Source organism: Kosakonia sp. 1610, from assembly GCF_050435845.1.
GTDB classification, from domain to species: domain Bacteria; phylum Pseudomonadota; class Gammaproteobacteria; order Enterobacterales; family Enterobacteriaceae; genus Kosakonia; species Kosakonia cowanii.
Map to the genome: position 1 here is coordinate 956,137 of NZ_JBNDKZ010000001.1, position 23,588 is coordinate 979,724.

Annotated in this window: 20 protein-coding genes; 14 read left to right on the forward strand and 6 right to left on the reverse strand. The window is 58.1% G+C overall.

What is annotated here, in order from left to right; genetic code table 11:
* The first annotated feature begins 232 nt into the window (after positions 1-232).
* Genes ABIC80_RS04605 through ABIC80_RS04620 form a run of 4 tightly spaced genes read left to right on the forward strand, consistent with a single transcriptional unit; the run spans position 233 to position 4,687 of the window.
* The gene (locus ABIC80_RS04605) at positions 233-688 is read left to right on the forward strand and encodes a MarR family transcriptional regulator (protein ID WP_094419707.1); all 456 of its coding nucleotides are present in this window, start codon (positions 233-235) and stop codon (positions 686-688) included.
* Positions 689-710: 22 nt separating this feature from the next.
* Positions 711-1,883: an efflux RND transporter periplasmic adaptor subunit gene (locus tag ABIC80_RS04610; RefSeq protein ID WP_429175735.1), complete on the forward strand. Its 1,173-nt coding sequence runs from the start codon at positions 711-713 to the stop codon at positions 1,881-1,883.
* A 10-nt stretch (positions 1,884-1,893) separates the two neighbouring features.
* A complete protein-coding gene (locus tag ABIC80_RS04615) occupies positions 1,894-3,429 on the forward strand; it encodes a DHA2 family efflux MFS transporter permease subunit (protein WP_094419709.1) in 1,536 nt (511 codons plus the stop codon).
* A gap of 22 nt (positions 3,430-3,451) precedes the next feature.
* Entirely contained in the window at positions 3,452-4,687 is a 1,236-nt protein-coding gene (locus ABIC80_RS04620) for an MFS transporter (protein ID WP_023479268.1), read from the forward strand.
* A gap of 485 nt (positions 4,688-5,172) precedes the next feature.
* Here ABIC80_RS04620 and ABIC80_RS04625 read toward each other — a convergent pair whose 3' ends face one another.
* Complete coding sequence (locus ABIC80_RS04625) at positions 5,173-7,566, reverse strand: phosphoketolase family protein (RefSeq protein WP_429175738.1); 2,394 nt, start codon at positions 7,564-7,566, stop codon at positions 5,173-5,175.
* A 106-nt stretch (positions 7,567-7,672) separates the two neighbouring features.
* Here ABIC80_RS04625 and ABIC80_RS04630 point away from each other — a divergent pair, with 106 nt between their 5' ends.
* Entirely contained in the window at positions 7,673-9,496 is a 1,824-nt protein-coding gene (locus ABIC80_RS04630; RefSeq protein WP_312278474.1) for a glycoside hydrolase family 15 protein, read from the forward strand.
* A 9-nt stretch (positions 9,497-9,505) separates the two neighbouring features.
* Here ABIC80_RS04630 and ABIC80_RS04635 read toward each other — a convergent pair whose 3' ends face one another.
* Both ABIC80_RS04635 and ABIC80_RS04640 read right to left on the reverse strand, forming a co-directional pair.
* Positions 9,506-10,240: a MerR family transcriptional regulator gene (locus ABIC80_RS04635; RefSeq protein ID WP_263754529.1), complete on the reverse strand. Its 735-nt coding sequence runs from the start codon at positions 10,238-10,240 to the stop codon at positions 9,506-9,508.
* Between the two features lie 91 nt (positions 10,241-10,331).
* The gene (locus ABIC80_RS04640; RefSeq protein WP_263754530.1) at positions 10,332-11,552 is read right to left on the reverse strand and encodes a diguanylate phosphodiesterase; all 1,221 of its coding nucleotides are present in this window, start codon (positions 11,550-11,552) and stop codon (positions 10,332-10,334) included.
* A 298-nt stretch (positions 11,553-11,850) separates the two neighbouring features.
* Between ABIC80_RS04640 and ycgZ the strand changes: the two genes are divergently transcribed.
* The 4 genes from ycgZ to ABIC80_RS04660 all read left to right on the forward strand — a co-directional run bounded on the left by ycgZ (position 11,851) and on the right by ABIC80_RS04660 (position 13,301).
* The gene (gene ycgZ / locus ABIC80_RS04645) at positions 11,851-12,090 is read left to right on the forward strand and encodes a regulatory protein YcgZ (protein ID WP_023478790.1); all 240 of its coding nucleotides are present in this window, start codon (positions 11,851-11,853) and stop codon (positions 12,088-12,090) included.
* A 210-nt stretch (positions 12,091-12,300) separates the two neighbouring features.
* Complete coding sequence (locus ABIC80_RS04650) at positions 12,301-12,558, forward strand: hypothetical protein (protein WP_225975713.1); 258 nt, start codon at positions 12,301-12,303, stop codon at positions 12,556-12,558.
* Positions 12,559-12,595: 37 nt separating this feature from the next.
* A complete protein-coding gene (locus ABIC80_RS04655; RefSeq protein WP_023478767.1) occupies positions 12,596-12,871 on the forward strand; it encodes a biofilm development regulator YmgB/AriR family protein in 276 nt (91 codons plus the stop codon).
* A 121-nt stretch (positions 12,872-12,992) separates the two neighbouring features.
* The gene (locus ABIC80_RS04660; protein WP_429175739.1) at positions 12,993-13,301 is read left to right on the forward strand and encodes a monooxygenase; all 309 of its coding nucleotides are present in this window, start codon (positions 12,993-12,995) and stop codon (positions 13,299-13,301) included.
* A 58-nt stretch (positions 13,302-13,359) separates the two neighbouring features.
* Here ABIC80_RS04660 and ABIC80_RS04665 read toward each other — a convergent pair whose 3' ends face one another.
* Positions 13,360-13,881 (reverse strand): SMI1/KNR4 family protein, encoded by a 522-nt coding sequence (locus ABIC80_RS04665; RefSeq protein WP_429175741.1) that lies wholly within the window; start codon positions 13,879-13,881, stop codon positions 13,360-13,362.
* Positions 13,882-13,941: 60 nt separating this feature from the next.
* Positions 13,942-14,421 carry a hypothetical protein gene (locus ABIC80_RS04670; RefSeq protein WP_429175743.1) on the reverse strand — a complete coding sequence of 160 codons (480 nt, stop codon included), beginning with the start codon at positions 14,419-14,421 and terminating at the stop codon, positions 13,942-13,944.
* A 257-nt stretch (positions 14,422-14,678) separates the two neighbouring features.
* Between ABIC80_RS04670 and ABIC80_RS04675 the strand changes: the two genes are divergently transcribed.
* From ABIC80_RS04675 to ABIC80_RS04685, 3 genes are all read left to right on the forward strand, one after another.
* Positions 14,679-15,293: a TetR/AcrR family transcriptional regulator gene (locus tag ABIC80_RS04675; RefSeq protein ID WP_429175745.1), complete on the forward strand. Its 615-nt coding sequence runs from the start codon at positions 14,679-14,681 to the stop codon at positions 15,291-15,293.
* 74 nt (positions 15,294-15,367) lie between these two features.
* Positions 15,368-16,477, forward strand: coding sequence for an efflux RND transporter periplasmic adaptor subunit (locus tag ABIC80_RS04680; protein ID WP_429175748.1), 1,110 nt, complete (start codon positions 15,368-15,370; stop codon positions 16,475-16,477).
* The gene (locus ABIC80_RS04685) at positions 16,474-19,560 is read left to right on the forward strand and encodes an efflux RND transporter permease subunit (RefSeq protein WP_429175750.1); all 3,087 of its coding nucleotides are present in this window, start codon (positions 16,474-16,476) and stop codon (positions 19,558-19,560) included. The genes ABIC80_RS04680 and ABIC80_RS04685 overlap by 4 nt, the downstream gene beginning before the upstream one ends.
* Here ABIC80_RS04685 and ABIC80_RS04690 read toward each other — a convergent pair.
* Entirely contained in the window at positions 19,557-20,564 is a 1,008-nt protein-coding gene (locus ABIC80_RS04690; RefSeq protein ID WP_429175752.1) for a LacI family DNA-binding transcriptional regulator, read from the reverse strand. The genes ABIC80_RS04685 and ABIC80_RS04690 overlap by 4 nt on opposite strands.
* Before the next feature lie 224 nt (positions 20,565-20,788).
* Between ABIC80_RS04690 and ABIC80_RS04695 the strand changes: the two genes are divergently transcribed.
* Positions 20,789-22,030: an MFS transporter gene (locus ABIC80_RS04695; protein WP_200580729.1), complete on the forward strand. Its 1,242-nt coding sequence runs from the start codon at positions 20,789-20,791 to the stop codon at positions 22,028-22,030.
* Between the two features lie 18 nt (positions 22,031-22,048).
* Positions 22,049-23,482, forward strand: a complete 1,434-nt coding sequence (locus ABIC80_RS04700) for a glycoside hydrolase family 32 protein (protein WP_429175755.1) — start codon at positions 22,049-22,051, stop codon at positions 23,480-23,482.
* The last annotated feature ends 106 nt before the right edge of the window (positions 23,483-23,588 follow it).

Genomic DNA, 23,588 nt, shown 5'->3' on the forward strand with positions numbered 1-23,588 from the left:
GTACCGCTTATCCGGCCTACGGAGCACCGATGCATAGGGTTTTGTAGGCCGGATAAGGCGTAAGCCGCCATCCGGCACTGTGGGGTTGCCCGATGGTGCTGCGCTTATCGGGCCTACGGGGCGCGGGTACGGTGATTGGAAACTGACAAAACGTGCGTTTATCTTGACAATCCATTGACACTTATCTGCCTGGTCAGTAATTTCATTTGTAATTATTGATCAGGCAAATATCATGACAAATTCTGCGGATAACCCTAACCCGACGCTGCACCTCGGCTTGCTGATCCACCTGGCAAACCAGTTCAAAGACCAGCTTATCAGCCACTACTTTTCGCCTGCGGATATCACCGCCGCGCAGTTCAAGGTGCTGATCAGCATCTATAAAGGCTTCACCAGCCCGGTTGAAGTGAGCAAAAACCTGCTGATGGACGCGGGCGCTATGAGCCGCATGCTTGAGCGGATGGTAAAGCGCGACCTGGTGGTGCGCACCACCAACCCCGACGATAAACGCCAGGTGATCCTCGGCCTGACGGAGAAGGGGCGGGGGATTTGCGATCGCTTCCAGAATGAGGCGCTGGCGTCGATCCTCACCTCACTCACCGAGCGTCTCACCGATGATGAAGCGCAACAACTGGTGACGCTGCTGATCAAAATGCTGCCTGATGGCGCAACCCAACCCTATCGCTAAGTTTTCCTGAAAGGTGATCAAGATGACCGATTCAGCAGCTCAACCTGCACGCGCGCCGAGTAAACGTAAGCGCAACTTCGCCATTCTGTTTGTGCTGCTGGTGGTTATCGCCGCCGGCTGCCTGGCCTGGTATCTGCTCTATGCCCGCTATTACGAAACCACCGATGACGCCTATGTCAGCGCCAACCAGGTGACCCTGACGCCGCAGATTGGCGGTACCGTCACCCAGGTCGCCGTCGATGAGGGCGACTTTGTACAAAAAGGGCAGCCGCTGGTGCTGCTCGACCCGGCCGATACCGAGATTGCGCTGCAACAGGCGCAGGCTAACCTTGCCAGCACCGTGCGCCAGGTGCGTGGGCTTTACAGCACCGCGGATAACTACCGTGCGCAGGTGGCGGCGAAAAAAGTGGCGCTGCAAACGGCGCAGAGTGACTACGCGCGTCGGCAGAGGATTTTCGCCACCGGCGCGGTTACCGCTGAGGATTTAGCCCATTATCGTGACAACGTCACCAGTGCGAAAAGCGACCTGATTGCCGCGCAGCAGGCGCTCAACACCAATCTGGCAATGGTTGACGACACCGTTATCGACAGCCATCCGGAGATCAAAAGCGCCATCGCCACCCTGCGTCAGCGCTTTCTCGATAACGCCCGCAGCACCATTGTTGCGCCGGTGAGCGGCTATGTGGCAAAGCGCGCGGTGCAGCTTGGTATGCGCGTCGATTCCGGCACTACGCTGCTGTCGATTGTGCCGCTCGATCAGGTGTGGGTAGATGCCAACTTCAAAGAGAGCCAGATGAGCACCATGCGCCTCGGGCAGAAAGTTACACTCACTGCCGATCTCTATGGCGATGACGTGGAGTATCACGGCACGATTGAGAGCCTTGGTATTGGCACCGGTAGCGCCTTCTCCCTGCTGCCGGCGCAGAATGCAAGCGGCAACTGGATCAAGATTGTCCAGCGTCTGCCGGTGCGCATTACCCTCGACCCCCATGATATGCAGAAACATCCGCTGCGCGTCGGCTTGTCGATGGCCGCCCGCGTCGATATTCGCGATACCGAAGGGCACCTGCTGCCGCAGCAGAGCGTCGCGCAGCCGCGTTTCGCAACAGACGTCTACCAGAATGCGCTGGATAAGGCCGACGCGCTGGTGGCGAAGATCCTTCACGATAATAGCCAGCCGGTAGCCGCCCGCTAAGAGAGACGCGATGCAAGATAAATCGGCATTTACGCCGCCCAGCCTGCTGCTGGCGACGATTGCGCTGTCGCTGGCGACCTTTATGCAGGTGCTGGACACCACCATCGCCAACGTGGCGCTGCCGACCATTGCGGGCAATCTCGGCGTCAGCGCCGATCAGGGCACCTGGGTCATCACCTCGTTTGCGGTCTGTAACGCCATTGCGCTGCCGCTCACCGGCTGGTTTACCCGCCGCTTTGGTCAGCTGCGGCTATTTGTTGGCTCAGTGGCGCTCTTTACCCTCTCCTCATTTCTGTGCGGCTTTGCCCACAGCATGACGGAGCTGATCGTCTTTCGCGCGCTGCAGGGCTTCTTCGCCGGGCCGATGTTTCCGATGTGTCAGACGCTGCTGCTGGTCATTTTTCCCACCAGCAAACGCAGCATGGCGCTGGCGCTGCTCTCCATGGTGACGGTGGTGGCACCGATTGTCGGCCCGATTACCGGCGGCTGGATCACCGATAACTACGCCTGGCCGTGGATCTTCTACATCAACGTGCCTATTGGGATCTTCGCGGCGATTGTCGTCTGGATGCAGCTGCGCGAGCGGGAAGAGACCACTACCACCTCGCCGATTGATTACATTGGCATTGCGCTGCTGGTGCTCGGTGTGGGTCTGCTACAAGTGGTGCTCGATAAGGGTAACGATCTCGACTGGTTCGCCTCGAACGAAATTATCATCATGTCAGTGCTCTCGGCGATTGCGCTGGTGTCGTTTGTGATGTGGGAGCTTGGCGAGCAGCACCCGATTGTTAACCTGAGGCTGTTTAAGGATCGCAACTTCGCCATCGGCACCGCCACGCTGACTCTCGGCTACGCGGCCTTTTTCGCCATCAACATTATTTTGCCGCAGTGGCTGCAAACCCAGATGGGCTACACGGCGATCTGGGCCGGGCTGGCGGCGGCACCGATGGGCTTTCTACCGCTGTTGCTGACGCCGTTTATTGGGCGCTACGCCCATAAAGTTGACCTGCGTATTCTGGCAACGCTGTCGTTTCTGACCATGGGCGCCTCCTGTCTGCTGCGCGCGCAGTTCAATACCGAGGTCGATTTCCGCACCATTGCCGAAGTGCAGATGTTTATGGGCATTGGCGTGGCCTTCTTCTTTATGCCCATCACCACCATTGTGCTCTCTAACCTGCACGGCCAGGCGGTGGCGGAAGGCTCTGGTCTGGCGACCTTTTTCCGCGTGCTGGGCGGCTCGTTTGCCTCGTCGCTTACTACCTGGATCTGGTCACGGCGGGAGATTTACCACCATGCTACCCTCAGCGAAAGTGTCTCGCAGTGGAACCCGGCGGCGACAGACTATCTGCATAAGATGGGTGGCGCGACCCAGCAGCACCTGGCGGCGGTGGATAAAACCCTCGAGCAGCAGGCCTATATGCTGTCGACCATCGACTACTTCTGGCTGCTGGGCTGGCTCTTTTTAGCACTGATGATTGTTATCTGGTTTGCCCGCCCGCCGTTTGTGCGTAGCGGTGCGCCCGGCGCGCCGTCGGCCGGACACTAATTACTACCCATAGAGAGATGTTATGGCACCCCTGTTATCCGCCAGCGATGGCCGTTTATTGCAGCACCGATCTTTTGTCGCCTTCTGGCTGGCGCGCACCAGCTCCAGCTTTGGCTTTCAGATGTTGTCGATTATTGTCGGCTGGCAGATCTACTCCCAGACGCAGAGCGCCTTCTGGCTGGGGATGATTGGCCTGGTACAGTTTATTCCCTCGCTGACGCTGGCGCTGCCCGCCGGGCATATCGCCGATCAGTTTGACCGCCGTCGCGTGGTGCTGCTGTCGCAGGTGTGCGAGTGGGTAGCGATTGTGGCGCTCGCCTGGCTCACCTGGCAGGGCGATGCCAGCGTTGGCGTCATCCTGGCGCTGATTTTTGTTATCTCCTGCGCGAAAACCGTCGAGTCACCGTCGATGATCTCAATGCTACCGGCGTTGGTTCCGGCGTCGATTCTGCCACGCGCCACGGCGGCGAATGCGGTCTCCGGCCAGGCGGCGCAGATCGTTGGCCCGGCGCTGGGCGGCTTTCTCTACGCTGCGGGCGCGGATGTGGTTTACAGCGTCACGGCGGCGCTCTATCTGCTCTCGCTGCTGCTGGTGATCACCCTGAGCTATGAGCAGGCGCAGCCAAAACGCACGCCCGCGACGCTCTCCTCCCTCTTTGCCGGGGTGCGCTTTATTCGTAACCGGCCGGATGTGCTGGGGGTGATCTCCCTCGATCTCTTCGCCGTACTGCTCGGCGGTGCGACGGCGCTGCTGCCGATTTTCGCCCATGATGTGCTGCATACCGGCCCCCTCGGGCTGGGGCTTCTGCGCAGTGCTCCGGCAGTGGGTGCGCTGCTGGTTGGCTTCTGGCTAAGCCACCGAGCGCTGACGCGCCGTGTCGGCATTATTATGTTTATGTCGGTCGCGGGCTTTGGCGTGGCGACGCTGGTGTTTGCCTTCTCAAGCTGGATGTGGCTCTCACTGCTGGCGCTGTTTGCGCTCGGCGGGTTTGACATGATCAGCATGGTGATCCGTGGCTCGCTGGTGCAGCTTGATACGCCAGACGAGATGCGCGGGCGGGTGAATGCGGTGAACTCGATTTTTATCAATACCTCCAACCAGCTTGGGGAGTTTGAGTCCGGAATGCTCGCCGCATGGCTGGGGGCAGTGCCCGCCGCGGCGATTGGCGGGGTAGGGACGCTGATTGTGGTGGCGCTGTGGATGAGGTGGTTTCCGGGGTTGCGGCATCGGCAGCGGCTGGAGAGTGATGTGGGGTAAAGCGCCTTGCTGGCGGGGGCGTAGGCCGGATAAACGTTTACGCGCCATCACCACCACACCACTGCCGGATGGCGGCTACGCCTTATCCGGCCTACAAAAACGGGCTTTCAGCGAAACCGGTACTGCTTTATATCCGCAATATGACAGCGAGGGGTTGTGTCCCCGCTGAAATCGGCGAACCGAAGCGTGAATGACAAGGTCTGGACGCCATGGATGGCGGACAGAGGCGAACCGAGACAGGATGTCGAGTCGAGCCGGCCGCAGTCAGGCATGCGGGAGGTGAGCGCAGTGCGCAGCACCGATTTCCTCGCGGGGCCGCGGGGATTGACAAGGGGAGCGCGGCCGCTTCCCTTGTCCCGTTCACCGCATAAGGGGTTAATGAAACTCCCGAACGCCTGGTGAACGGAACAATGCCACCAAAGCCATATGCAACACCATCGCCGGATGGCGCGTAAACGCTTATCCGGCAAGGGCGGTTGCAGAGGTTACTCGGGTGCGCCGCCGTCGCCCTGCGCGGAGGGCCATTTCCAGCCGCGGACTTCGGGTAAATCTTCCCCGTGTTCGCGCACGTAGCGGTGATGCTCGGCGATCTTCTCCGCCAGCTCATCCAGCACGGCGTCCGCTTTGCCTTGCAGGGAGGGGGTGCGCACAATCGCCTCTTGCGCCAGGTGGAAGCGGTCCAGCTCATTCATCACGGTCATATCGAACGGTGTGGTGGTGGTGCCTTCCTCCATAAACCCGCGCACGTGGAAGTTGCCATGGTTATTGCGCGGGTAGGTGAGGCGATGGATCAGGCTCGGGTAGCCGTGGAAGGCGAAAATCACCGGTTTATCCGCTGTAAAGATGGCGTCAAATGCCTCGTCGCTCAGGCCGTGCGGATGCTGCTCTGCCGTTTGCAGCGCCATCAAATCGACAACGTTCACCACTTGAATGCGCAGATCCGGGAAGTAGTCGCGCAGCAGATCGACCGCCGCCAGCGTCTCCATCGTTGGCACATCACCGGCGCAGGCCATCACCACATCCGGTTCTTCACCCTCGGCCACCGTGCCCGCCCAGTGCCAGATGCCCATACCCGCCGCGCAGTGTTGCTGCGCCGCTTCAAGGTTGAGCCACTGCGGCGCAGGCTGCTTACCGGCGACAATCACGTTAATGCGATCCCAGGTCTTCAGGCAGTGATCCGCCACGCAGAGCAGGGTGTTGGCATCGGGCGGCAGATAGACGCGCACAATATCGGCTTTCTTATTCACCACGTGGTCAATAAAACCGGGGTCCTGGTGGCTGTAACCGTTGTGATCCTGACGCCAGACGTGAGACGAGAGCAGGTAGTTAAGGGATGAGATCGGCTCACGCCAAGGCAGTTTGCGTGTCACCTTCAGCCACTTGGCGTGCTGGTTAAACATGGAATCGACAATATGGATAAAGGCTTCATAGCAGTTAAACAGGCCGTGACGCCCGGTGAGCAGATAGCCCTCAAGCCAGCCCTGGCACTGATGTTCGCTGAGGATCTCCATCACCCGCCCATCGGCGGCAAGCTGCTCATCGTAGGGTTTGACCGGCTCCTGCCAGGTGCGGCTGGTGACATCAAACACTTTGCTTAAACGGTTCGAGGCGGTCTCGTCCGGGCCAAACAGGCGGAAGTTATCGCGGTTGCGCTGGAAGATGCCAGCCAGATAAGCCCCGAGCGCGGCGGTCGATTCTGCCTGCGTCTCGCCGGGCGAGGTGACATCAACGGCGTAATCGGCAATCGCTGGCGTGTTCAGCTCGCGGCGCAGACGGCCGCCGTTGGCCCACGGGGTAGCGCCCATACGTTTGTCACCCTCCGGTGCCAGCGCGGCTAGCTCCGGGCGCAGCCGCCCCTGCTCATCAAACAGATCGTCAGGCTGATAGCTGCGCATCCACTCTTCGAGGATCTGCCGGTGGCCGTCATCTTCCCGGCAGGAGGAGACCGGCACCTGGTGCGCGCGCCAGAAGTCTTCAACTTTTTTACCATCCACCGTTTGCGGCCCGGTCCACCCTTTCGGGCTGCGCATAATAATCATCGGCCAGCGCGGTAAGGTTTCAGCGGCTTCACCGCTGCGCGCCTGCTGCTGGTAGTAGCGAATACGTTCCAGCGCCTGCTCCAGCGTCTGCGCCATCTGGCGGTGCATCTTCTCCGGCTCATGACCGCTGACAATAAGCGGCTCGTAGCCATAGCCACGAAACAGATGCAGCAGATCTTCGTCGCTGCTGCGCCCGAGAATGGTCGGGTTAGCAATTTTATAGCCATTGAGATGGAGGATCGGCAGCACCGCGCCATCGCGTGCGGCGTTGAGGAATTTAATACCGAACCAGCTCGACGCCAGTGGGCCGGTCTCCGCTTCGCCGTCGCCAATCACGCAGGCGGCAATCAGCGACGGGTTATCAAACACCGCGCCAAAAGCGTGGGAGAGGGAGTACCCCAGCTCGCCGCCTTCGTTGATCGATCCCGGCGTTTCCGGTGCGGCGTGGCTTGGAATGCCGCCGGGAAAGGAGAACTGGCGAAAGAGGGTCTTCATCCCCTGCGCGTCCTGGCTCACCTGCGGATAGATTTCGCTGTAGCTCCCCTCAAGCCAGGTGTTCGCCACCATGCCCGGCCCGCCGTGTCCGGGGCCGCAGATGTAGATCATATCGAGATCGTGCTGGCGAATGGCGCGGTTGAGATGGGCATAGATAAAGTTCAGCCCCGGCGTGGTGCCCCAGTGGCCAAGCAGGCGCGGTTTGATATGTTCAGGCTTGAGCGGCTCGCGCAGCAGCGGGTTATCCATCAGGTAGATCTGCCCGACAGAGAGGTAGTTGGCCGCGCGCCAGTAGCGGTCGATTAGCTGTAGTTGATCATCGGGAAGTGAGGCGTATTGCGTCATGCGTTTCTCCGCGTCAGTGAAGTGAGTTCCTGTTAAGCCTGGCACAGATGCGGGAACCCTTTGCGTCACCTACGCTTAAAGCGTAACCGCACGCATAAGGATCCGAATGAAAACCGACACTCAGACCACCGCCGTGATTGATAAGCACGGCATTATCGGCAACCTGCGGACCTGCGCGCTGGTGACCGTTGAAGGGGCGATTGATTTTCTCTGCTGGCCCAATCTCGACAGCCCCTCCGTTTTTAGCTCGCTGCTCGATGCTAAACGGGGCGGCTACTTCTCCGTTGCGCCGTTGGGCGAGGGCTGGCGCGCCATTCAGCACTATTTGCCGGATACCAACGTGCTGCAAACCCGCTGGCTCTCGAATGAGACGATGGTGGAGCTGACGGACTTTATCGCCATCAATGAGGATGACGAAGCCAACCCGCTGATCGTGCGGCAAATCACCCTTGTGTATGGCGAGGCGACGATCAAGCTGCACTGCTCGCCGCGCTTCAATTACGCCAGCGACGTGCCGGAGGTGAAGGAGGATAAACGGGTTTATCACTTTAAGGGCAAGAAAGGCGCGGCGCTGACGCTGGCCTCATCCGAAACGTTGCAGGTGAAAAAAGGGCTCATCGAAGGGGAGTTCAACCTGCGCGAGGGCGAAACGGCGACATTTGTGCTCGGCGACAGCAAAGTGAAACATGCGGCGCTAAAACAGGTGGCGGCGCTGCGCCAGCGCACACTTGCCTACTGGCAAAACTGGGTGGCGCAGAGCAAATACAGCGGCCGCTGGCGCGAAGCGGTAACCCGCTCTTCGCTGGTGCTGAAGCTGCTCACCTCTCAGCGCTACGGCTCGATTGCCGCAGCGGCGACCTTTGGCCTGCCGGAGCTGCCCGGCGGTGAGCGTAACTGGGATTACCGCGCCACCTGGCTGCGCGACGCCTCGTTCAGCTGCTATGCTTTGATCCGCTTAGGTTATGTCGAGGAGGCAAAGGCCTTCGGCGCGTGGATCGGCAGCTGCATGGAGAACAGTAAGTTCGACCCGAAAAAGTTGCAGGTGATGTACCGCCTCGACAGTGGAACGGATCTCACCGAAGAGGAGCTGCCGCACCTTGCTGGCTATCTCAACTCCCGGCCGGTGCGCAAAGGCAACGAAGCCTATAAACAGCTGCAACTCGATATCTACGGCGAACTGATGGATGCCGTCTATCTGACGACCAAATATGGCGACAACATCTCCCACCGCGCGTGGGGGCATGTTATGCGGCTGGTGGATTATGTCTGCGAAATCTGGGATTCACCCGATGCTGGTATCTGGGAGATGCGCGGCGAGCCGGAAAACTTTCTCTACTCGCGCCTGATGTGCTGGGTGGCGCTCGACCGCGCGCTGCGGCTGGGTGCCAAGCGGTCGCTCTCAATGCCATTTGCCCGCTGGGAGGCGACGCGGCAGAAGATCCGCGACGATATCTGGCATAACTTCTGGAATGAGAAGCTCGGCCACTTTACTTCAACGCGCAACGGCAGCGATGTCGATGGCTCGATGCTGCTGATGCCGCTGTTTCGCTTTATCGGTGCCAAAGATCCGGACTGGCTGGCAACGCTCGACGCTATCCGCACAAAGTTAATGCGCGATGGCATGGTGCGGCGTTATTTGCAGGAGGAGACCCCGGCGGATTCATTGCAGGGAGAGGAGGGCTATTTTGCGCCATGCTCCTTCTGGTACGTCGAGTGCCTGGCGCGGGCAGATTTTGTCGATGAGGCGCGCATTGAGTTTGAGAAACTGCTGCACTACGCCAACCATCTTGGGCTGTACGCCGAGGAGTTTGATGAGCGCGGCTTCCCGCTCGGCAACTTCCCGCAGGCGTTGACGCATCTGGCGCTGATCAGCGCCGCGTTCTATTTGGATAAAAAGATGTCCGGGAATCAGCAAACCTGGCAGCCGTAAGGCTGCGGTTTACTGCGGGCCGTGAAAGGTGAGGGCGAAGCCCTGCTCCTGCCAGTGGGTAAACTGCTGCGACTGGCGCTGGGTCAGCGCTTTGCCCGTCCAGACCACCAGCTGCTTTCCCGGGAAAAACTCCGGGTGCGGTGAGTCAAGTGGGTCGGCGAGCACATCCAGCGCCCAGCCCTGCTGCGATAGCCGCCAGGCTTCCAGCCACAGGCGCGTACGATCGTCATTGTTCCAGGCGATAAACAGCGCCTCCCTGCTTCCCTGCGGGCGACTAAGCGCCAGCTGGGTGACGGCAAAGTCGATCAGCACGCCGTCAAGCAGGCTTAAGATCACCCGCGCGGTGTTCTGATCCCGCGCCAGCAGCAGGCGCACCGGCATAATCACCTCATCGATAAATTGATCGACGCTGTATTTACGCCCCATATCCAGCACCATGGCGCGCAGCCTGGCCGGGTTGACCTGGCGCAGGGTTGCCAGCAGATCGTCCTGCACCTTCGCCCAGCCTTGCTCATCGGCGGCGGGCGACTCATCCAGTAAGGCTTTTACTTTACTGACCGAGACGCCGCTTTCGATAAAGCGCTTGATCGCCTCAATGCGCAGAATGTCCGCCTCATCAAACTGACGATGGCCGCCCTCGCTGCGCTGGGGCTTTAGCAAACCGTAACGACGTTGCCATGCGCGAAGTGTGACGGGGTTAATTCCGCACCGTTCAGCCACTTCGCCAATACTGTAAAACGCCATGACTTCCTCGTAACCCCGATATACACCCGCAAAGCCTAGTTAAGCCTTGCAGGCTGTACAAGCACTTTGTACAGCTTTACTTAAGGAGCGATTAAGCATCGTCCTGTTTTTCTGGCCAGCAGACCGCTGGAATACCGTTGATATCCGGGCGCGCGAAGAGATAGCCCTGGAACTGGGAGATACCCGCCGACTCCAGCCACATCCACTCTTCAGCTTTCTCGACACCGACGGCGGAGATCTGAATTTCAAGGGATGTACAACATTTGATGATCGCCTGCACAATCGCCTGGCGTGAGCCGCTCTTATGCACATCCTGAATCAGATCGCGGTTAATTTTGATGCGGTCCGGCTGGAACTGCGCCAGCAGCAGCAGGCCCGCAAAACCGGCACCAAAGTGGTCAATTGCCACGCGGATCCCGGCACCTTTCAGTAACTTCACCGCTTTGGTGAACTCTTCCAGGCGCGAGATGATTTCGCTCTCGGTGAACTCAACGATAATCTGTTCCGGCACCAGGCCGTTAGCCTCAATCTCGCGCAGGATAAACTCGACCGCGCCGGGCACTTCAACCAGCGTCATCGGCAGCAAGTTGACCGAAAGGGTCTGCGCGCCGATATCCAGCGCGGTGGCCATCGCGAATGCCACTTTCTTACTCTCAAGATCGGCTTTATAGAGCGCATCGCCCGTCAGGCCCTCAAAGTAGGCCTGCGGTGCATCGCCAGAAGGGGTACGCAGCAGGGCTTCAATCGCTACCACTTTGCGGGCGAAGGGATCGATCAGCGGCTGAAAGGCAAAGCGGCAGTCGGTGCTGGTGGCGGCAACGGACGCGGGCAGGGTGACGGCGCTACCGTCGGGCACGAACTCCCACTCGTCACCGACCGGGATCTCAAAGTAGTTCTCTTTCTCGCCCTCTTCGACAAAGGTCTGGAAGAACTGCAGCGCGCGGTCGTCATAAATAAGCTGGTATTTCGAGGTGCCTTTATCCAGCACCGTTTGCAGCACCTCTTCACGGTCGTAGGCGCGCAGATCAAACAGCTCCATCCCGGCTTTACCAAAGCGTCGTGACGGCGCGTAGTCGCGCAGCAGCTCCACAACGTTAAAGTGGCGCTCATCATTGCAGATGGCGTCGTAAATCGGATCCAGCGTCTCTTCCGGCCCTTCAAGCAGCTGGAAGAAGTGGGTGCCATTAAACAGCAGAATGCCGGTGACATTGGCCTGGCTGTTTTTTTGATTGGCTGCTTCAACCATCCCTTCAAGCATCGAAAACGATACGTTGTCGCGAAAATGGCTGCGGTAAATAAGGGTGGTGAGCATAAGCGTTCCGAAAGGGATGAATGAGCGCTCACACTACCAGATGCAATCTGCCTCGTCTTCTTTGATTTAGCAGAGAATTATGCTGTTTGTGCCCCTTGTACACGCGGCTTTTCAGCTTGTACAAGCTTGGTCAACCGCGTAAAAATTTTGCTGGTTATAATCACCTGATAAATATAAAGATTGTGAAATATTCATTAGATGGCTAACAAACTTGTACAATTACTATGTACAAAACGCCGTTTTTTGTATAACTTTAACGTTACTTTAACAAGTTAATGGATTATTTGAGGAGTGACATATGCAGCAGAACGGTTATTTTCCGAACACAGCTAATGCCATTACCCGCTATTTCAACAAGGCATCACTCCCGACTCAGCAGCAGACGCTGGGACAGATCGCTGTTGAAATCCTGAGCGAAGGACGCAACCTGAACCGCAAGGCAATTTGTACTAAATTGCTGAGCCGTCTGGAACAGGCTTCTGGTCCGGAAGAGGAGAGCCACTATCACACGCTGATTGGCCTGCTTTTCGATCGCTAACAGAGTTTGACCAACGGCAATACTTTTGGCTTTTGAGTCAATTCTCGCGGGGTGATGAAGCGCTTCATGCGCGTGCAGAAAAGTTAATCGTCCCCAAGGGAGAATTGGCTTCATGCCGCAATTGCAGTTCGGCAAGTAGCGGCAACCCGAGATGCAGTTATGAATAGTAGTGAAATAGAGCAACTTACAGATGAACTTATCGGAGTGGCAGTGTTGTCACTTCTGAAAGATAACTCACCCATCAGCACACGTGCGCTGATAAACCGGCTGCGGTCGATGGAGACCAGCGAGCAGGACGTTCAGCGGCGGCAGATGCTGGGGCGGATTATTGCTGAAATCAGCAACAATAATTTTGCCTCATTGAAGCGCGACAAAGGAAGCGATCGCGATGAGTGGGATGAGCAGAGCAGGGATAACGTTTTCCAGCTGTTTGGCGACAACACCGCCGGCAGTTCGAAAAAACATTAACAGACACGGTTATTATCACTAAAAAACGGGGTAAACGATGAGCCAGGTTTTGCTGGATTCACACGAATATGAAAATTTGCCTGATCTCTCGCTTGCTGAGTATTTTCGCAGCGGCGGCGAGACGCTTGCAGAGGAGTCTGTGGTACTGGGCGCGGCGATTCGTGGTGTTATGGCAGCCGGTGAACGTATTACCCACAAGGCCTTGATCCTGGAGTTGATCAAGATGATCGAGACCACAGAGGATGTGGTGAAAAGCGATATTGTACGCCACACCCTGGAAATCGTTGTACACCATACAACGGACGATATTTAACCGTACTGGCATCACCTGCTCTGACACAAAATCCACGCTCCGGCGTGGATTTTTTTTTGCTATTTCACTATCGATGAAATAGTGTCGACAGGCTTATTAACATGCCATCACGGAGGATAGTATGGCCAAAAAATTAGTGCAGATTAACTTCGATTTTAACGGCCCATTTGGCGATGAGATGTCGCAGCAGCTGGTGGAACTTGCCGAATCAATCAATCAGGAGCCGGGCTTTTTATGGAAAGTGTGGACCGAGAATGCGCTCGCTCAGGAAGCGGGAGGGATCTATCTCTTCGACAGCGAAGCGAATGCGCAGCGCTATATGGATAAACATATGGAGCGGTTAAAACAGTTTGGCGCCACCAACATCACCGTCAAACTGTTTGACGTTAATGAACCTCTCACACGGCTGAATCACGGCCGGCTGGGGTAACGCTTTTCGCGCGCAGGCAGGCTTGTTGCCCGCGCGCTGATTGAGTCCAGGATGGAGTTCAGAGATCGTCAAAGCAGATTTCGCCCTGCGTGCAGGCATTCTGGAGGACCATCTGGTAGAAGGTTGTGAAATCAGCGGCCACTTTGTAGAGGTTGCCGCTATCCTGCTGCTCTGCAATATCAAACTGCTGAATATCATCTTCGGCATGCAGATGCGTTCTGTCCCAGTAGTAAACGCCTTCCCGACCCGCTCCATTCATCAACACGAAGTAGTTACCGCCTGGATCGTCGCCAATCAACAACGTGTCCGACAGAAAGTCGAGCTCCTCCAGAAACTCATCGTTGTTGTACTTCAGGTCGTAGTACTTATTGCGCGTATTAATGCCAAACAGCGCTGAAAATGCCACTTCACCTTGATCAACCCCGGGGTATGTCAGGTTGCAGTAGTCGGGGCTCTTTACTACCAGTCCGTTTTTCTGTTGCAGAAAATCCAGATACTCTTCGGGCGCGCTAAAGTTAAAGGTCGTCAGCAGTGGCAAGATGGCATTTTTTGCTGCTGGTTTTCCATATGAAAGAGGCATTGTTGCTCCTGGTATAGGTTTGCAATGTTTTATATGACAATACGTAAAGGCTCCCACCCGTTAGCGACTGCCATCCATACATGCTGGTGGTGGATCGGCGGAGACAAGAATGTAGTGTTTACGCGCAATCGGCCGCCAGATGCCGCGCGGATCGCCGACAAAGGGAAACCTGAAAAAGGGTCGCTCGGCGATTTCAACCCGCCATGTGGTATCGCCAATAAAGCTGAATTCAACCGCCTGCGCAAACAGTGTTAAATCTTCAAAGCTACCGGTGGTATACGCCCCGCCGAGCGTCAGGATCTCCTTCACGCCCTGCTGACGATCGATTAAGACAATCAGCAGCGCCTCTTCAAACGGGACATCATCGGTAAGAAGCAGTAACAGCCGGGATTCATCTACCCCGATAGCCGCTTCAATCCACTGCGCAGGCACTGTAAAGCCGGTTGCGCGACCATCAATCACCACCTCATGGGCGGCAGGCCTCGAGGTGGTTGCCGGGTGAATCAGATGCAGAGTGACGTTATGCAGCGGTTTAAACATAGTGGCCCTGAATGTGATTTATCCTGTTATATGCCAGTAAGATGCAAAGCCTGAGTCGGGTGCGGTTTCTTATGCGCAACCGTAACGATTATAATCGAGCATCAAATTGTGAGCTCAGGCTGGTGGCAGCACGCTGCCGGGCGAGAGTACTCCACTCTAACGGAAAAGAGATCGCCGTTGTGCCGAAAGAAATCGTGACTTAATTGTATTTTGGTCACATTTTGTTGGTCAGGGTGAAATAAGGTGAGCGGAAAAAAATGCCAAAAGAGATGAACATCAATGCAGTACGCGGCCCGTCGGATCACTCGGTTCGCGATCAGGTTGTTGAGGCAGCCACCGAGCACTTCGGCCACTTTGGTTACGAAAAAACCACCGTTTCCGATCTCGCGAAAGCGATCGGTTTTTCCAAAGCCTATATCTATAAATTTTTCGATTCCAAGCAGGCGATAGGTGAAGTGATATGCGCGAACCGCCTGGCGATGATGATGGATATCATCAACGCCGCTATTGCGGATGCGCCGAGCGTGTCGGAACAACTTCGCCGGCTGTTCAACGCCGTGGTGCAAGCAGGCAGCGATCTCTTCTTTCACGATCGCAAACTGTATGACATTGCTGCCGTTGCCGCGCGTGACAAATGGCCCTCCGCGCAGGCGCACGAGCAGCGTCTGCGCCAGCTCATTGAGCAGATCGTCAAAGCGGGACGCGAGGCAGGAGAGTTTGAGCGTAAAACACCTCTTGATGAAGCCGCGGATGCCATCTACCTGGTGATGCGTCCCTATATCAGCCCCGTTCAGTTGCAGTACAACCTGGAGACGGCACCGGCTGCCGCTGTTTTCCTCTCTTCGCTGATCCTGAGAAGCCTTGCGCCTTGAGTTGTGACTATTGACAAAATTGGTCACTAGTTTAAAAATGCGGTTCCACTCCTCTTCATTGTTTAAGGGAACCCATGCTCAGGCTCAATCCTGCCACCTTAGCTATTTGCCTCTTGCCGCTGGCGATTGTCGCCTGCGGTGACAATGGCAACAGCGACGATCCCCGAACCCAGCCGCCGCTGGTGAGAACTGCCCCTGTCATGAGTGCGGTCGATAACGCCCGCGCGTTTACGGGTACCGTCGTGGCGAGAATTCAAAGCGACCTTGGTTTTCGTGTGCCGGGCAAAGTTCTTGAGCGCCTTGTCGATACCGGCCAGACGGTCACGCGCGGCCAGCCGTTAATGCGTCTCGACCCCGCCGACTTAAGCCTGCAGGCGGTCAGCGCTGCCCAGGCGGTAAGTGCAGCTCAGGCCAGGGTCAGACAGGCGGCGAGTGATGAAGCGCGCTACCGCAGCCTGGTTACCACGGGCGCGGTGTCGGCCTCTGCCTACGATCAGGTCAAAGCGGCCGCAGAGACGGCGCGGGCCGATCTGAAAGCGGCGCAGGCGCAGGCCAGCGTGGCGCAAAATGCGATGCATTATGCCGTGCTGCTGGCGGATGGCGATGGGGTGGTGATGGCGACGCTGGCGGAGCCGGGCCAGGTGGTCAGCGCCGGGCAGGCGGTGGTCAGGCTGGCCCGTTCCGGGCAGCGTGAAGCGATTGTCCAGCTCCCGGAAACCCTACGCCCGTCGCTCGGCAGCCGGGCGCAGGCCACGCTGTATGGGCGTGCTGGTCAGGCTGTCCCGGCGACGTTGCGACTGCTGTCGGATGCGGCGGATCCGCTGACGCGCACCTTCGAGGCAAGGTATGTGCTGCAGGGCGCGCTGGCAAGCGCACCGCTTGGAGCCACCGTCACGCTCAACATTACCGAAGGTTTGTCAGCCAAGCCGTTACTGCAGGTGCCGCTGGCTGCCGTTTATGACGCGGGAAAAGGGCCGGGTGTCTGGGAAGTGTCAGGCAAACCCGCCCGGGTGAGCTGGCAGCCGGTAGAGGTGGTGAATATCACCGATGATGCCGCACGGGTGATGGGAAATTTGCAACCCGGCGAGCCTGTGGTCGCGCTGGGTGCGCATTTGCTGCATGAGGGTGAGGCGGTGCGACAGGCGAAGCAGAGCGACAGCGAAATCGCAGGGAGTCGCCCATGAGCGGCGGCAGTTTTAACCTCTCCGCGATTGCCGTGCGCGAGCGCGCTATTACGCTGTTTCTGATTATCCTCATTACTATCGCCGGGAGTGTCTCCTTCTTAAAACTGGGGCGGGCCGAGGATCCGCCGTTTACCGTCAAGCAGATGACCATTATCTCTGCCTGGCCCGGTGCGACAGCGCAGGAGATGCAGGATCAGGTAGCGGAACCGCTGGAAAAACGGCTGCAGGAGTTGCAATGGTATGACCGGACTGAGACCTATACGCGTCCCGGTCTTGCTTTCACCATGCTCTCCCTTCAGGACAGTACGCCACCTTCCCTGGTTCAGGAGGAGTTCTACCAGGCGCGTAAAAAAGTGGGCGATGAAGCTAAAAACCTGCCTGCCGGGGTAATCGGCCCGCTGGTCAATGATGAGTTCTCGGATGTCACGTTTGCGCTGTTTGCGCTGAAGGCCAAAGGCGAGCCGCAGCGCCTGCTGGTGCGGGATGCCGAGTCGCTGCGCCAGCGGTTGCTCCACGTTCCCGGCATCAAAAAGGTCAATATCATTGGCGAGCAGGCGGAACGCATCTTTATCTCCTTCTCTCATGACCGGCTGGCGACGCTGGGCATCTCCGCGCAGGAGATTTTCGCCGCGCTCAACGACCAGAATGTGCTGACGCCGGCTGGCTCCATCGATACCCGCGGGCCGCAGGTCTTTATTCGCCTCGACGGCGCGTTTGATACGCTGGAGAAAATCCGGCAAACGCCGCTGGTGGCGCAGGGACGAACGCTGAAGCTTGCCGATGTCGCCACGGTTGAACGCGGTTATGAGGATCCGGCAACCTTTCTGGTGCGCAATCAGGGGGAACCCGCGCTGCTGCTGGGTGTGGTCATGCGCGAGGGCTGGAACGGCCTGGCGCTGGGCGAGGCGCTTGATAAAGAAGCCGCCAGCATTAATGCCGGGATGCCGCTTGGAATGTCATTGACCAAAGTAACCGATCAGTCAGCGAACATCAGCTCCGCCGTGGATGAGTTCATGATCAAGTTCTTTGTGGCGCTGCTGGTGGTGATGGTGGTCTGCTTCCTTAGCATGGGCTGGCGCGTAGGCGTCGTGGTGGCCGCCGCGGTGCCGCTGACGCTGGCCGTTGTCTTTGTGATCATGGAAGCGACGGGCAAGAACTTCGATCGCATTACGCTCGGCTCGCTGATTCTGGCCCTCGGTTTGCTGGTAGATGACGCCATTATCGCCATCGAGATGATGGTGGTGAAAATGGAGGAGGGCTACGACCGCATCAAGGCTTCCGCCTATGCCTGGAGCCATACCGCCGCGCCCATGCTGGCGGGCACGCTGGTAACGGCTATCGGCTTTATGCCCAACGGTTTTGCCCACTCCACCGCCGGGGAATATACCAGCAATATGTTCTGGATCGTCGGCATTGCATTGATTGCCTCGTGGGTGGTGGCGGTGGTCTTTACGCCCTACCTGGGCGTCAAAATGTTGCCCGCGATAAAACCGATTGAAGGGGGGCATGCGGCGATCTACAACACCCGTCGCTATAACCAGTTCCGTGGGCTGCTGGCTCGTGTGATTGCTGCGAAATGGCTGGTGGCAGGCTCGGTGGTTGTACTGTTTACCGTTGCCATTCTGGGGATGGGGCTGGTGAAGAAACAGTTTTTCCCCACCTCCGATCGCCCGGAAGTGCTGGTGGAAGTGCAGATGCCTTACGCCACTTCCATTGCGCAAACCAGCGCCACAACGGCGAAAATCGAGGCGTGGCTCAGGCAGCAGAAAGAGGCGGAAATTGTCACTTCCTATATTGGCCAGGGCTCACCGCGCTTTTATCTGGCGATGGCGCCGGAGCTGCCCGATCCTTCGTTTGCCAAAATTGTGGTTCGCACCGGCAGCCAACAGGCGCGCGAAGCGCTTAAGTTTCGGCTTCGTCACGCCGTGGCGGATGGTCTGGCGCCGGAGGCGCGCGTTCGAGTCACCCAACTAGTGTTTGGACCCTATTCACCCTATCCGGTGGCCTTTCGCGTGATGGGACCGGATCCCCAGGTATTACGTGACATTGCCGATAAAGTGAAAACGGTGATGCAGGCCAGCCCGATGATGAGAACGGTTAATACGGACTGGGGCGCACGGGTGCCGACGCTACACTTCACGCTTGATCAGGATCGCCTGCAAGCGGTGGGGCTGACCTCCAGCGCCGCGGCCCGCCAGCTTCAGTTTCTGCTTACCGGCGTGCCGATTACTTCGGTGCGGGAGAATATCCGTGCCGTGGAGGTCATTGGCCGTGCGGCCGGGGATATTCGGCTTGATCCGGGTAAGATCGCCGGTTTCACGCTGGTCGGCTCGGCCGGTCAGCGCATTCCGCTGTCGCAGGTCGGGGAGGCTGAGGTGCGCATGGAAGAGCCGCTGCTGCGCCGCCGCGATCGGGTGCCGACCATTACCGTGCGGGGTGATATTGCTGAATCCCTGCAGCCGCCGGATGTCTCCACCGCCATGATGCAGCAACTGCAGCCAGTGATTGCCGCGCTGCCGGACGGGTATCAGATTGAACAGGCGGGCTCGATTGAGGAGTCCGGCAAAGCCACCAAAGCGATGGCACCGCTCTTTCCGATTATGATCGCCATGACGCTGCTGATCATCATTTTGCAGGTACGTTCACTCTCTGCGATGGTGATGGTGTTTATGACCGCGCCGCTGGGGCTAGTCGGCGTGGTACCGACGCTGCTGCTCTTCCATCAACCCTTTGGTATCAATGCGCTGGTGGGGCTGATTGCCTTGTCCGGGATTTTAATGCGTAACACGCTGATTCTGATTGGGCAAATTCACCACAACGAGCGGGAGGGGCTGGCACCGTTTGACGCGGTGATTGAAGCGACGGTACAGCGTGCAAGGCCGGTGCTGCTCACGGCGCTGGCGGCGATCCTTGCCTTTATCCCGCTGACGCATTCGGTCTTCTGGGGAACCCTGGCCTACACGCTGATCGGTGGAACACTCGGGGGTACCATTATCACGCTGGTGTTCCTGCCAGCGATGTATGCCATCTGGTATCGCATTAACCGCCCCGATCCGCATGAAGAGAAGAGGGCAGTGGGTTAACGCCGTTCCAGCATGGAATCACGCAGCAAAAACGGGCTGGCAACCCGCGTGGTCTGCCTATGTTCATTACCGTTAATAATATGCAGGGCGCTCAGGCGCCCGATCTCATAATGCGGGAGCTGCACCGTTGCAAGGGAGGGCAGGAACAGCTCGCCGATGCCCACCATATTGTCGTAGCCAACCACTGCCACATCCTGCGGAATGTGCAGCCCCTGCGCGAGTAACGTTTGATAGACCATAAACGCAATGCGGTCGTTGCCGCAGATCACCGAATCGAACTGCGGCTTTTGCGCGTGGATATGCGCCAGCACCTGCGCCGGAATATCACGGTAATGCTCGTCACCCTGCGCCATATAGAGATGAGTCAGGCCGTCCGGGTTAACCCCGGCTTCACGGCAGGCGCGCTCCAGCCCTTTACGCCGACGGGCGGTGGCGAGTAGCGGTTCGGGCAGATGCAGACAAAGGGGCTGGCGATAACCCGCTTCCAGCAGGGCTTTTACCGCGCTGTACTGGCCCTGCTCATCGTCGGGAATATAGCTGGCGACCGGATGGTGCAGGCTTTCGCAGTTGGCGAGCACGCAGGGCAGGGTAAGCAGCTTGGCGGGCAGCGGCACCTGGCGCAGCCCCATGGTGGTGTAGATAATGCCGTCCGGCCGGTGGGAGAGCAGCAGATCAACAATCGCATCCGGGTTGTCGTCGGTGAACATATTCATTACGAAGCTGTTCCAGCCGTGCGCGCGTGCGGTCTCTTCAATCGATAAGGTAATTTCCACCGAGAAGGGCGTGGTGACGGTATCCAGCGCCAGCACGCCGATGGTTTTCGGCGAGGCGTGCGCACCGCGGATCTTTTTCGCTGAGAGATCCGGGACATAATTGGTCTGCTCAATCGCCGCCTGCACCCGCGCCAGCGTCTCCGGCTTGAGGCGTTGCGGGCTATTGAGTGCGCGCGAGACCGTCATCAGCGAAACATTCGCCAGCTTTGCTACATCCTTCAGAGAGGCCATATCTGTTACTCCATGCGGGCTTACTCGCGCAATCACTGCGGCCAGAGAGGGCGCTATCGTAACGTATTTACGGTGTCGTCACAGGCGCAGAGTTTGATCTCCCTCTCACTCCTGTTATGTTAACGTTAACTCTTGTGATTAACATCATGAATCTCAGCAGAACTGCAGGAGTGATACTGGATGTTAACGTTATCATCGTTGCATAACTCCAATATGAGACTGTCATGATGAAAACCCATCACGCTCACAGCTACCCACTGCTCAGTGCCTTACTGTTCTTCTTTTTCGTCACCTGGTCCGCTTCCGGCTCGCTGCTCTCCATCTGGCTTCATCAGGAGGTGGGGCTGAAAGCGGGGGATACCGGGATCATCTATGCCGTGCTCTCCGTCTCCGCGCTGTTTGCGCAGATCTGTTATGGCTTTATTCAGGACAAGCTGGGCCTGCGCAAAAACCTGCTCTGGTATCTGACCGCCATGCTGGCGCTCTCCGGCCCGGCCTTCTTACTGTTTGGCTATCTGTTACAGATCAACATCCTGCTCGGCAGCGTGTTTGGTGGCATCTATATCGGCTTAACCTTTAACGGCGGCATCGGGGTGCTGGAGTCCTATACCGAGCGCGTCGCTCGCCAGAGCCAGTTTGAGTTTGGTAAAGCACGGATGTGGGGATCTCTCGGCTGGGCGGTAGCGACCTTTTTTGCCGGTCTGCTGTTTAATATCAACCCGAAACTCAACTTCGCGGTGGCAAGCGTATCCGGGCTGGTCTTCTTTGTGCTGCTGGCGCGCTTAAAAGTCTCCTCTGCGCCGCACGCGATGCAGGAGGCGGTGAGCGGCGGGAAAGTAACACTCGCCGATGCGCTGGGTTTACTGACGCTGCCGCGTTTCTGGGCGCTGGTGCTGTTTGTGATTGGTACCTGTATTTATGGCGTCTACGACCAGCAGTTCCCGGTCTATTTCTCGTCGCAGTTCCCGACGTTGCAGGAAGGCAACGCCATGTATGGCTACCTCAATTCGTTCCAGGTGTTTCTTGAAGCGGCGGGCATGTTCTGCGCGCCGTGGCTGGTGAACAGGATTGGCGCAAAGAACGGCCTGATTTTCGCGGGCATGGTGATGGCAATGCGCATGGTCGCCTCCGGGCTGGTGGAGGGGCCGCTACTTATCTCCATCACCAAACTGCTGCACGCGGTCGAGTTGCCGATCCTGCTGGTGGCGATCTTTAAGTACAACAGCCTGCACTTCGATAAACGCCTCTCCTCAACGCTCTACCTGGTGGGCTTCGCCTGTACCAGCTCGGTGATCGCCTCGGTGCTGTCGCCGCTGGCGGGCTACAGCTATGAGAAGTATGGCTTTGCCCAGTCCTATCTGATCATGGGGCTGCTGGTCTTCGCCACCACCTTTATCTCTATCTTCCTGTTGCGTTCCGGTAAGTCATCTTCTGACCCGCTGATGCCGCAACCCTCCGCCATTTAACCGAAAAGAGTAGCGACTATGAACTATTCACTTGCCGGCGCTGAACAGGCGCTGCTGGCTAAACGAGACACCCTGAACCTGCGCTGGTATCCGCGCTACCACCTCGCGGCGCGCGCAGGCTGGATGAACGACCCGAACGGGCTGGTGTGGTTCGATGGCTGGTACCACGCCTTTTATCAGCATCACCCCTATTCAACACAGTGGGGGCCGATGCACTGGGGGCATGCGCGCAGTAAAGATCTGCTGCGCTGGGAGCATCTGCCGGTGGCGCTGGCGCCTGAAGGCCCCGCAGACAGAGATGGCTGCTTTTCCGGCTCGGCGGTGGTCGATGGCGACACGCTGGCGCTGATCTACACCGGGCATAAATTTCACGGCGATGCCACGGATGAGGCGAACCTCTATCAGGTGCAGTGCCTGGCCACCAGCCGCGACGGCATCCATTTTGAACGTCATGGAATGGTGCTGGATACGCCGCCCGGGCTGCACCACTTTCGCGATCCGAAAGTGTGGCGGGAAGGGGATGAGTGGTACATGGTCGTCGGCGCACGCGACGGCGAAACGGGCCATGTTCGTCTTTACCGCTCCGGCGATCTGCGCGAGTGGCAGGACGCTGGCGTGCTGGATGAGGCGGAAAAAGCGCTCGGCTTTATGTGGGAGTGCCCGGACTTCTTCACCCTCGGCGACAAACGGGTACTGATGTTCTCGCCGCAAGGCATCGCGGCGCAGGGCTACAACAACCGTAATCTCTTCCAGAGCGGCTATATTCTCGGCCAGTGGCAGCCGGGCCAGCCTTTTGTGCGCGAAAGCGAGTTTATCCAGCTGGATCACGGCCATGACTTCTATGCCCCGCAAAGCCTGCTGACGCCTGATGGGCGGCGGATTGTTATTGGCTGGCTGGATATGTGGGAATCGCCGCTGCCGGAGCAGCAGGATGGCTGGGCCGGGATGCTGTCGCTGCCGCGCGAAGTGAGCCTGAGCGCCGACAACCGCGTGCAGATGCGTCCGGCAAGAGAGGTGGAAACCCTGCGCGGCGCGTGGAGGCCGTGGCCGGTTACGCTGCTTGAGGATCAGCAAATCACGCTGCCGGAGAACGGTGAGGCGCTGGAGGTGCTTCTGCGCTGGGAGTGCGCTGACAGCAGCGCGGAGCAGTATGGCGTCAGCCTCGGCGAGGGGCTGCGCGTTTATGTTGATGCGCAAATGCAGCGCCTGGTGCTGGCGCGTCACTATCCGCAGTATGGGCTATGCGGTATGCGCAGCGTGCCGGTTGATATCAACGCGTCGCTGGAACTGCGCCTCTTCTTCGACAGCTCGTCAGTTGAGGTGTTTGTTAATGATGGAGAGGTGTGCCTCAGCAGCCGCATCTATCCTGAGGCTGATAAGCGCGCGCTCGCGCTGTTTGCGTGGAGCGGTTCGGCACGCGTGACAGAAGCCGGGGCCTGGCCGCTGGCGTAACAGACGTTAAAGAGTCCACGGCCGCGTGGGCTCTTTAAGCACGGGCAGTATCGCGTCGTTGTCACTTTTAAGTGTGAGTAAAACTCACACTAACCGTCACTATTTA

Bases quoted from the DNA above. Each gene is read 5' to 3' on its own strand.
- ABIC80_RS04680 (WP_429175748.1), top strand. From the start codon at position 15,368: ATGCTCAGGCTCAATCCTGCCACCTTAGCTATTTGCCTCTTGCCGCTG.
- ABIC80_RS04620 (WP_023479268.1), top strand. From the start codon at position 3,452: ATGGCACCCCTGTTATCCGCCAGCGATGGCCGTTTATTGCAGCACCGA.
- ycgZ (WP_023478790.1), top strand. From the start codon at position 11,851: ATGCAGCAGAACGGTTATTTTCCGAACACAGCTAATGCCATTACCCGC.
- ABIC80_RS04605 (WP_094419707.1), top strand. From the start codon at position 233: ATGACAAATTCTGCGGATAACCCTAACCCGACGCTGCACCTCGGCTTG.
- ABIC80_RS04660 (WP_429175739.1), top strand. From the start codon at position 12,993: ATGGCCAAAAAATTAGTGCAGATTAACTTCGATTTTAACGGCCCATTT.
- ABIC80_RS04625 (WP_429175738.1), bottom strand. From the start codon at position 7,566: ATGACGCAATACGCCTCACTTCCCGATGATCAACTACAGCTAATCGAC.
- ABIC80_RS04640 (WP_263754530.1), bottom strand. From the start codon at position 11,552: ATGCTCACCACCCTTATTTACCGCAGCCATTTTCGCGACAACGTATCG.
- ABIC80_RS04665 (WP_429175741.1), bottom strand. From the start codon at position 13,881: ATGCCTCTTTCATATGGAAAACCAGCAGCAAAAAATGCCATCTTGCCA.
- ABIC80_RS04630 (WP_312278474.1), top strand. From the start codon at position 7,673: ATGAAAACCGACACTCAGACCACCGCCGTGATTGATAAGCACGGCATT.
- ABIC80_RS04610 (WP_429175735.1), top strand. From the start codon at position 711: ATGACCGATTCAGCAGCTCAACCTGCACGCGCGCCGAGTAAACGTAAG.
- ABIC80_RS04695 (WP_200580729.1), top strand. From the start codon at position 20,789: ATGATGAAAACCCATCACGCTCACAGCTACCCACTGCTCAGTGCCTTA.
- ABIC80_RS04685 (WP_429175750.1), top strand. From the start codon at position 16,474: ATGAGCGGCGGCAGTTTTAACCTCTCCGCGATTGCCGTGCGCGAGCGC.
- ABIC80_RS04670 (WP_429175743.1), bottom strand. From the start codon at position 14,421: ATGTTTAAACCGCTGCATAACGTCACTCTGCATCTGATTCACCCGGCA.
- ABIC80_RS04700 (WP_429175755.1), top strand. From the start codon at position 22,049: ATGAACTATTCACTTGCCGGCGCTGAACAGGCGCTGCTGGCTAAACGA.
- ABIC80_RS04635 (WP_263754529.1), bottom strand. From the start codon at position 10,240: ATGGCGTTTTACAGTATTGGCGAAGTGGCTGAACGGTGCGGAATTAAC.
- ABIC80_RS04675 (WP_429175745.1), top strand. From the start codon at position 14,679: ATGCCAAAAGAGATGAACATCAATGCAGTACGCGGCCCGTCGGATCAC.
- ABIC80_RS04655 (WP_023478767.1), top strand. From the start codon at position 12,596: ATGAGCCAGGTTTTGCTGGATTCACACGAATATGAAAATTTGCCTGAT.
- ABIC80_RS04690 (WP_429175752.1), bottom strand. From the start codon at position 20,564: ATGGCCTCTCTGAAGGATGTAGCAAAGCTGGCGAATGTTTCGCTGATG.
- ABIC80_RS04615 (WP_094419709.1), top strand. From the start codon at position 1,894: ATGCAAGATAAATCGGCATTTACGCCGCCCAGCCTGCTGCTGGCGACG.